The sequence below is a fragment of the Flavobacterium sp. I-STPP5a genome (assembly GCF_009764685.1).
Lineage (GTDB): Bacteria > Bacteroidota > Bacteroidia > Flavobacteriales > Flavobacteriaceae > Flavobacterium.
Genome location: NZ_VHLM01000074.1, coordinates 21,137 through 30,415 on the forward strand (window position 1 = coordinate 21,137; position 9,279 = coordinate 30,415).

Here is a 9,279-nt window from a genome sequence, read left to right on the forward strand (position 1 = left end):
GTAAAGATAAGTCTACCTGAGTAGTTATCGCCTTATATTATTATATCTATATCTTTTGAAATTTACTCTTTTAACCTACATAGAATATTAAGTGATGTAAATCACTTATAACTCAGACTATGCTCATTTTAATACACAACTGTATAAACCAACTTTGTAAAGTACTTTAAAACACTTTGGAATTGATATAAAAAACGGAAAAATGATAACAGATGATATTTTACAGCAACATATAATTCAAGTATTAAAACAAGAACTTTTTAGTGTTGATTGCAATATAATAGTCATTTCAAATAATGGAATAATCACATTGAAAGGTCATGTAGATACCTATCAAAAGAAAACACAAGCCGAAAGATTATCAAGTACAATATCAGGCGTACAATCAGTAATCAATAAAATTGATGTATCAATAAATAGCTGGGAACAGAAAAATGATATTGCAATCACAAACGAAATTCTCAATATTTTCAGGTGGAACTGGAATACCCTAAATGATACCATTAAAGTTAATGTAATAGATGGATGGGTAACACTATCCGGAGAATTAGAATGGAACTATCAAAAAGAAGCTGCTAAAGAAGCTATTACAAGTCTAATTGGGGTAAAAGGAGTTAGTAATAAAATTAATATAAAGTCTAAAGTAGACACTAAAATAGACAAAAAGACTCTTAGGCATGCACTTGAAAACCATCTTGCACTAGATTCAAAAGATATTGAAATCGAGGTATCAAATTCAAGGATAATTTTAAAAGGTACTGTGGAATCATGGTATCAAAAAGAAATTGCAGGATATATCGCTTGGAAAACAAGAGGTGTTGTTAGTGTTAAAAACGAGTTACTTATTGAAGATGAGTAGATTAAATCATTTAAGATCTAACAAAAAAATAAACATCATCAAATTTAATTGGTATAAAATATTTTAAAAACGAAAATTAAACTTTAAAAAAATTCTGTTTTCTTTTCAAAACTAAAGTTCAAAAGTGTTTGGCATCACTTTTTGGTGTGCGTATGGTCATTTCTACTTCAACCAAATAGACTCAACTTTGAACTCATAATTAATTTAAAAGTTTCTCGAAATATAATACGAGTAATATACTGTAAATACATAACCACAAGAAGATTAGAAAAAGAATAATGTTTTAAACAAATAATAGCAACATGAAAATACTTATTGTACTTACATCACATGATACTTTAGGAAGCAGTGGCCTAAAAACGGGGTTTTGGATAGCGGAATTTGCAGCTCCATATTTTATTTTTAAAGATGCAGGAGCTATAATCACAATTGCTTCTCCAAAGGGTGGTCAGCCACCTGTTGATCCCAAAAGTGAGGATGAAGAGGCACAAACCCAATATACTCAAAGATTCTACAAAGACAATACTGCTATTGACCTAGTAGCGCATTCTATAAAATTAAGCGAAATAGATCCCTCCGATTATGATGCTGTATTTTATCCTGGTGGTCACGGGCCATTATGGGATTTGGCAAACGATACCGATTCTATAAAACTCATCGCAGACTTTTACACTAATAAAAAACCAATTGCCTTTGTATGTCACGCACCTGCTGCTTTAGTGCATGTGAAAATTCAAAATGGTAATTATTTAGTAAAAGGAAAACAACTAACAGGCTTTTCTAATTCCGAAGAAGAAGCAGTTCAACTAAACAAAATGGTGCCTTTTTTACTGGAAGATGAACTTACAAAAATAGGTGCACTTTATAGTAAGGGAAAAGATTCTGAATCCTATGTAAAGCAAGATGGTTTACTGGTTACCGGACAAAACGCAGCCTCATCAGTAGCAGTGGCAAAATTACTTCTAGAAACGCTTGAAAGCGAAAAACAAAATTAAACTTTAAAACAAACAAAAATGAAAAAATTAGTTCTACTCGCTATAAGCATCGCATGTACATTGACAGCCAATGCACAAACAGCCGAAAAAAAATGGAACATAGGTATTCATGGAGGTGTAACTCAATATCATGGAGATCTTGGGCGTAGTTTTTACAAGACAGATAAAGCTTTTTATGGCTTTGGAGGTCTGTCGGTTTCCCGCTATTTGGGTAAACTTTTTGACGCAAATTTATTGTTAACCAAAGGTACTATTGGGTACAATGGAGATACCGGAAGCTTTAAGAGTGATTTTAATGCGGCTTCATTTAACTTGCGTTTTAACTTGGCAGCTCCAGAATATGTCATCAGACCTTATGTAATGGCCGGAGCTGGTTTTATTCTTTTTGACAATCAGGTTAATTTTGATCAAGATCGAATTGATTATGTTTTGCCAACTGCTGGAGCAGGTATCAATTTTAGATTATCCCCAGAAATTATGCTGAATCTTCAAGAAACTTTTTCTTTCTCCAATAAAGATCGAAGAGATGGAGTAACAGCAGGCGAAAAAGACAGCTACCTCTCTCACATGATTGGGCTAACCTTTAATCTTGGAAGTGTGAAAGATGCCGATCAGGATGGAGTTTCAGACAAAAATGACAACTGTCCTGATACTCCAACAGGAATTACTGTAGATAAAAAGGGTTGCCCGTTAGATCGTGATATGGATGGTGTAGCCGATTACTTGGACAATTGTCCCGACGTTTCAGGAACTGCTTCATTGAATGGTTGTCCAGATAAAGACAACGATGGTGTTACTGATTCAGAGGATAGATGTCCAGAACTAGCTGGCTCCAAAGCATTAAAAGGTTGCCCAGATAGTGATAACGACGGCGTGGCCGATTTAGATGATAAATGCCCCAATACCAAAGCAGGAAGCAAAGTAGATTTAGTAGGTTGTATCATGGATAGCGATAATGATGGTGTCATGGATGATGTAGATCGTTGCCCTGATGTTGCAGGTCTGTTAGCTTTAAAAGGATGTCCAGATAGCGATGGAGACGGAGTCGCTAATTTAGATGACAGATGTCCCGAAATAAAAGGAACAATGGCTAACAAAGGTTGTCCCGAAATTACAAAACAAGATGCAGTGCGTATTACTTATTTAGGAAGCAAAATATTCTTTGAGAACAATAGCGATAAATTAAAAGTTGCCTCATTATCTCAACTGGATGAACTCACAAAAATATTATACAAATATGCTGCTGCAAGTTTAGTTATTGAAGGATATACTGACAGTAACGGATCTGATCAATTTAATATTGAACTATCACAAAAGCGAACCGAGTCGGTACGAAATTATTTGATTGGGAAAGGTATTGAAGCAACCAGAATAACAGGAATAGGAAAAGGCGAAAGCAATCCTGTAGCAACGAATGCAACTGCACTAGGTCGAGCTAAAAACCGTAGAGTAGAATTGAAAACAAACTATTAAATTAATTTAGTGAAGATTGGCTCTTGTCAATCTTCACTTTAATTTTATAAACAATGATACAAGTCAAAAAAGAAGGGGTACTGTTAACCAAAACGTTATTCCCATTTGAAGATGAAGGTGTACTAAATCCCGCGGCTATAAAAGAGGGCCAATTTGTACATCTTTTTTATCGTGCAGTGAGCCAAGGCAATCATTCTAGTATTGGGTATTGTAAACTTGACGGGCCATTATCAGTAGTTGATAGGCACAAAAAATCATTGCTAGCACCTGAATTTGACTACGAAAGTCAAGGCATGGAGGATCCTAGGATTGTAAAAATAGAAGACACATACTATTTAACTTATACTGCCTATGATGGTATAAACGCATTAGGATGTCTTGCTATTTCAAAAGATTTAATCCATTTTGAAAAAAAAGGAATTATAGTTCCACAAATTAGCTATGCTGCATTTGATCAACTGGCAGAGGAAAGTAGTCCTATTAATCAAAAATATTTTCGTTACAATGAACACATTGGTGCTTTAGAATCTGACAAGGAAAAATCACTCGTTTGGGACAAAAATGTTATTTTTTTCCCAAGGAAAATAAACGGAAAATTCTATTTCATGCACCGCATAAAACCTGATATTCAAATTGTTGTAGGAGTTGAATATTTAAAAGATTTGACAGAAGCCTTCTATCAAGATTATTTCAGCCATTTTAATGATTATGTAGTGCTTACCTCAAAATATGATCATGAAATTAGTTATGTAGGTGGAGGCTGTCCTCCTATAGAAACAGATCATGGCTGGCTCTTAATTTACCACGGTGTTAAAGATGGACTCAACGGATATGTTTATTCGGCTTGTGCTGCTTTGCTGGATTTAGAAAATCCAAAAGAAGAAATTGCTCGCTTACCGTACCCCCTATTCAAACCCGAATTAGATTGGGAATTAAAGGGCGAAGTAGATAATGTGTGTTTCCCATCAGGTGCAGTAGTATTTGAAGACACTTTATACATTTATTATGGTGCTGCAGACGAGAGAATTGCTACTGCTTCTGTTTCGCTATCAGGATTGATCAAAGAATTATTACTTTATAACAAACAAGATGATAAATAAATTAAGATTAAATCGCAACAATACGTTTCCAGCTCAAAATAATAAATCGTATCGTTTGAATAAAACTCAAATTCAAGAAAAAGAAAGCCTGCCCGAAATCTTATTCATTTCCACTTATCCGCCTCGTGAATGTGGTATAGCTACGTATTCGCAGGATTTAATTTTAGCATTAAACAACAAATTCCAAAATACCTTCAATATTAAAATTGCAGCCTTGGAATTACAAAATAATAAGTATGCTTATGATGATGAGGTAACTTATGTTTTAGAAACGGACAATACATATTCTTATGATGCTCTTTCACAAAATATCAATAGTAATAAGGACATAGCTCTTGCATTAATTCAACATGAGTTTGGTTTATTCAAAACGAATGAAGCAGATTTTATCCTTTTTTTAAAAGCGATAAATAAACCCATAATTATTGTTTTTCATACCGTACTGCCCAATCCAAGTGAAATATTAAAAGAAAACATAGCCGAAATGAATGCGCTTGTAGATTCATTTATAGTTATGACAAATGCTTCGGCAAAATTATTGGAAAACGATTACGGTATTTTAAAAAACAAGATTACCGTCATTCCACACGGAACTCATTTAGTAAAACATACGGATAAGGAAGCTTTAAAAGAAAAATACAACTTATCAAAAAGAAGAGTGATTTCAACTTTTGGATTATTGAGTTCTGGAAAATCAATAGAAACTACATTAGATGCCATGCCCTTAATTGTTGTTGAAAATCCAGATATTCTTTTTCTTATAATTGGGAAAACGCATCCTTCGGTGGTCAAAGAAGAAGGTGAAATATACCGCGATAGTTTAGAGCAAAAAATCGAAATATTAGGACTAAAAGAGCATGTAAAATTCATCAATTCTTATTTACCGCTTGAGCAATTACTGGATTATTTGCAACTTACGGATATTTATCTTTTTACCTCAAAAGATCCAAATCAAGCGGTGAGCGGAACATTTTCTTATGCTATAAGTTGTGGTTGTCCCGTAATTTCTACCCCTATTCCCCATGCTTCTGAATTATTAAAAAATGGAGGCGGAATTATCATTGACTTCGAAAATTCAGAGCAATTGCAAAAACAAGTTTTAAATTTATTAAACAATCCACAGTTGTGTAAGGAAATCTCCAATAAAGGCATTCATAAAATGGCGCCAACAGCTTGGGAAAACGCTGCAATTGCACATGCCTTGTTGTTAAATAGTGTAATGGATCGAAAATCTAAATTAAAGTACAAAACTCCCGCAATCAATTTAGAACACTTTAAAAGTTTGACCACGCCTTTTGCAATGATACAGTTCTCCATTATCAACAAGCCCGATTTAAATAGCGGCTATACTCTAGATGATAATGCAAGAGCATTAGTAGCCATGTGTCAGCATTTTGAATTGACAAATGATGAGAAAGATTTGGCCTATATCACTCAATATTATCAGTTTATCCAGTTTTGTCAACAAAAAGATGGCTCCTTTTTGAATTATGTAAACGAAAATAAAAAGTTTACAGATCAGAATAGTGAAAATCTAGAAGACTCTAACGGAAGAGCAATTTGGGCGCTAGGATTTCTAGTTGCTATGCATGATTTATTACCAGAATCATTAATCACCCAAGCCAAAAAAACAATGCAAGCTGCCTTGGTATCAGCTACCAGCATGCATTCAACAAGGGCAATGGCATTTACTATAAAAGGGATTTATTACAGTAATAAAAAAGAAGTGAATTTTGAAAATAAGGCGCTCATAAAACTATTAGCGAACCGATTAGTTCAAATGTACAGACATGAATCTAAAGCAAATTGGCATTGGTTTGAGAGCTATATGACCTATGGAAACAGCATTCTTCCCGAAGCCATACTTTGTGCTTATCTAGCTACCGGCGAAATGATTTACAAAGAAATTGCTAAGACTTCTTTTGATTTTTTATTATCAAAAACAATAACGGAAAATAGTATTAAAGTAATCTCTAACAAAGGATGGTTACACTATAACAAAGCCGTTACAAAAGAAGTAATTGGCGGAGAACAACCTATTGATGTTGCCTATACCATCTTGGCTCTAGCCAAATTTTATAATACTTTTAAAATCACTGACTATCTTCATAAAATGGAAACAGCTTTTAGTTGGTTTCTGGGTAACAATCATCTCCAGAAAATCATTTACAATCCGTGCACAGGTGGTTGTTATGATGGTTTAGAGGAAGACTACATCAATCTCAATCAAGGAGCCGAATCTACGGTGAGTTATCTAATGGCACGACTAACAATACAAAAATGCAGAGAGGAAATAGAATACAATAAGACTAAAACAGTTTTTACTGACAATAGAAACTTACAGCTTGTAAATTAAAAATTGAATTGTAAATAACTAATAATCAATTAAATAAATTAAAAATAGTCCCCAAAAAATGAAAATAGCCATCTTCAGTACAAAATATTACGAACGTGAATATCTTGATAAATTTAATGTTGATGGTAAACACCAACTCACCTATTTTGAAACGCCGCTAAATGCAGAAACAGTTTCCGTTGTAAAAGGTTTTGATGCAGTAAGCATTCAATTGACTGATAAACTAGATGCTAATGTAATTGACCAACTTGCAAAAGCAAACATAAAACTAATCGATTTGCGAACGGCTGGCTATGATAATGTAGATTTAGAAGCTGCTGCAAAGCATAACATAAAAGTGATGCGCGTACCCGCTTATTCGCCTCAAGCCATTGCAGAACACGCAACCGCATTAATCTTAACACTCGACAGAAAAACACATAAAGCTTACAATAGAGTTCGGGAAAATAATTTTTCACTTCAAAATTTGATGGGTTTTAATCTGTTTGAAAAAACGGTTGGTGTTGTTGGAACCGGAATAATTGGAACTGCTTTTTGTCAAATAATGCTTGGATTTGGTTGCAAAGTTATCGCAAATGATATTTTACAATCTAAATCACTTATTGAAAAAGGAGTCAAATATGTTTCTTTTGAAAAATTATTAGAACAATCTGATATTATCTCAATTCATTGTCCCTTAACTCCAAAAACTAGACATCTTTTTAATAATGTGACTTTTTCAAAAATAAAAAAAGGAACTATGATCATTAATACAAGTCGAGGAGCCATTATCAATACCAAGGATGCAATCAAAGCGCTTAAAAATGCTCAAATTGGATATTTAGGAATCGATGTGTATGACGGCGAAGAAAACCTTTTCTTTAAAGACTTATCAGATAAAATTATAAAAGACGACCAAATCGAAAGACTAATGTCTTTTAATAATGTTTTAATTACGCCTCACCAATCTTTCTTTACTAAAGAAGCTTTAGACGAAATTGCTAGGGTAACAATCAGTAATTTCAATTCATTTGAAGATAAGGTAAAGACAGAAAATGAAGTAGTTTTCGCCATTCCATAACTACCGACCAACTCCAATTAAAGTAACAAAAATCATTTTTTTTGATGCTCTGGGTCATTTTAAGATCTATATGAAAACTAAAGCTTTACATACATTATAAACTAAATAATTTCAAAATGAAAAGCAACGAAGAACTGCAAAAAAATGTTGTGGATGCAATCAATTGGGAACCCCTATTGCAAGCCGCAGAAATTGGGGTTATGACTAATAGAGGCGTGGTTACTCTAACCGGATCAGTAAATACTTATGCTAAAAAAAACGAAGCTGAACAAGCTGCTAAAAACGTAGCTGGAGTAGCAACTGTACTCGAAGATATCAAAGTTGTTTGTGGTACTAATAACAGTAGACCTGATGCTGAAATTAAGAATGTAATTGAGAATATTTTTATGTGGCATTGGGATATTCCAACCGAAAAAATTAAAGTCCTTGTTGAAAATGGATGGGTATTTTTAAGTGGCCAACTGGAATGGAATTATCAAAAAGAAGCAACTAAAAATGCACTTACTAACCTCATCGGAATTACAGGAATAACAAATAATATCAAGATAATATCAACATCCAAAGACACCATCAAAAAAAAAGATATTGAAATTGCCATAGAGCGCAATGGTGCCATTAAGAGCAAAGACATCCGTGTGTATGTAGTTGATAATGTAGTCACTTTAATTGGACACGTAGATTCTTGCTATCAAAAAGATGAGGCTAGCAGGATTGCGTGGAATGCTCCAGGTGTTACGCAGGTACAAAATGATTTATATATTGAATTTGACGACTAAAAATCCCTTCTCATAAATCTGTAAAAATGCAAACAACTATTGGAATTATTGAATTAAATCTTGCAAGAATAACTTATAAATTGTCAAAAATCTTAGTGGATCATCCTGTTTATTTTAGCCCCTTAATAGTTCGGAGTGATATTTTAAATTTCAAATAGTACATTTGATATATGAAATACAAGAAATGGAGTTTAGAAGAAAAGCTAGAAATCCTATCCTTTTCAGAAGAATTAGGAGTTGTTGAAACGTGCCGTAAATACAGCGTTAGCACTGGCACTTTGTATAGCTGGAAGAAGAAACACGAGAAGCAGGGAGAAGCTGGTTTAAAAGTAACTTATGACACTAGTAGTAAAGAGCTAAAGCAAGCTGAGGAAGAAAACAGAATTCTACGCAAATTATTAGCTAACAAGGAAATCGAATTAGAAATTGGGCGTGAACTTTTAAAAAAAAAGTTTGGGACATCCGATCCAAGAAAGATTTAGTAGATAGTATTTATAGTAAACATAAGATTAGTAAAACCAAAATTATTACTATAGTAGGAATGGTTCAAAGTAGTTATTACCGAAGACCAAGCTCAAATAAAAAAGGTATTAAACCTAGTGAATTTACTTTTAATAAATCTAAAGGATATGTAAGTCAAGACGCGGTTATTAAATCGAT

At 33.5% G+C, this 9,279-nt stretch carries 8 protein-coding genes; all 8 read left to right on the forward strand.

Annotated elements, in window-relative coordinates:
- Positions 1 to 202: 202 nt before the first annotated feature.
- The 8 genes from FJV36_RS13710 (at position 203) to FJV36_RS13745 (ending at position 9,101) form a co-directional block, all read left to right on the forward strand.
- Positions 203 to 859, forward strand: a complete 657-nt coding sequence (locus FJV36_RS13710) for a BON domain-containing protein (RefSeq protein ID WP_158730166.1) — start codon at positions 203 to 205, stop codon at positions 857 to 859.
- Between the two features lie 302 nt (positions 860 to 1,161).
- Complete coding sequence (locus tag FJV36_RS13715; RefSeq protein ID WP_158981215.1) at positions 1,162 to 1,854, forward strand: type 1 glutamine amidotransferase domain-containing protein; 693 nt, start codon at positions 1,162 to 1,164, stop codon at positions 1,852 to 1,854.
- An 18-nt stretch (positions 1,855 to 1,872) separates the two neighbouring features.
- Positions 1,873 to 3,327: an OmpA family protein gene (locus FJV36_RS13720; protein ID WP_158981217.1), complete on the forward strand. Its 1,455-nt coding sequence runs from the start codon at positions 1,873 to 1,875 to the stop codon at positions 3,325 to 3,327.
- Between the two features lie 53 nt (positions 3,328 to 3,380).
- Positions 3,381 to 4,427 carry a pesticidal protein Cry7Aa gene (locus FJV36_RS13725; RefSeq protein ID WP_158981219.1) on the forward strand — a complete coding sequence of 349 codons (1,047 nt, stop codon included), beginning with the start codon at positions 3,381 to 3,383 and terminating at the stop codon, positions 4,425 to 4,427.
- Complete coding sequence (locus FJV36_RS13730) at positions 4,417 to 6,783, forward strand: glycosyltransferase (protein ID WP_158981221.1); 2,367 nt, start codon at positions 4,417 to 4,419, stop codon at positions 6,781 to 6,783. Before FJV36_RS13725 ends, FJV36_RS13730 begins: the two co-directional genes overlap by 11 nt.
- 58 nt (positions 6,784 to 6,841) lie before the next feature.
- Positions 6,842 to 7,843, forward strand: coding sequence for a 2-hydroxyacid dehydrogenase (locus FJV36_RS13735; RefSeq protein WP_158981223.1), 1,002 nt, complete (start codon positions 6,842 to 6,844; stop codon positions 7,841 to 7,843).
- A gap of 116 nt (positions 7,844 to 7,959) precedes the next feature.
- Positions 7,960 to 8,619 (forward strand): BON domain-containing protein, encoded by a 660-nt coding sequence (locus FJV36_RS13740; protein WP_158730161.1) that lies wholly within the window; start codon positions 7,960 to 7,962, stop codon positions 8,617 to 8,619.
- A gap of 170 nt (positions 8,620 to 8,789) precedes the next feature.
- Positions 8,790 to 9,101 carry a transposase gene (locus FJV36_RS13745; protein WP_158727651.1) on the forward strand — a complete coding sequence of 104 codons (312 nt, stop codon included), beginning with the start codon at positions 8,790 to 8,792 and terminating at the stop codon, positions 9,099 to 9,101.
- Positions 9,102 to 9,279: the final 178 nt, after the last annotated feature.

What these genes read in the sequence shown, in the direction of transcription:
- FJV36_RS13725 (WP_158981219.1), top strand. Translation starts at nt 3,381, where the DNA reads ATGATACAAGTCAAAAAAGAAGGGGTACTGTTAACCAAAACGTTATTC.
- FJV36_RS13745 (WP_158727651.1), top strand. Translation starts at nt 8,790, where the DNA reads ATGAAATACAAGAAATGGAGTTTAGAAGAAAAGCTAGAAATCCTATCC.
- FJV36_RS13710 (WP_158730166.1), top strand. Translation starts at nt 203, where the DNA reads ATGATAACAGATGATATTTTACAGCAACATATAATTCAAGTATTAAAA.
- FJV36_RS13735 (WP_158981223.1), top strand. Translation starts at nt 6,842, where the DNA reads ATGAAAATAGCCATCTTCAGTACAAAATATTACGAACGTGAATATCTT.
- FJV36_RS13720 (WP_158981217.1), top strand. Translation starts at nt 1,873, where the DNA reads ATGAAAAAATTAGTTCTACTCGCTATAAGCATCGCATGTACATTGACA.
- FJV36_RS13715 (WP_158981215.1), top strand. Translation starts at nt 1,162, where the DNA reads ATGAAAATACTTATTGTACTTACATCACATGATACTTTAGGAAGCAGT.
- FJV36_RS13740 (WP_158730161.1), top strand. Translation starts at nt 7,960, where the DNA reads ATGAAAAGCAACGAAGAACTGCAAAAAAATGTTGTGGATGCAATCAAT.
- FJV36_RS13730 (WP_158981221.1), top strand. Translation starts at nt 4,417, where the DNA reads ATGATAAATAAATTAAGATTAAATCGCAACAATACGTTTCCAGCTCAA.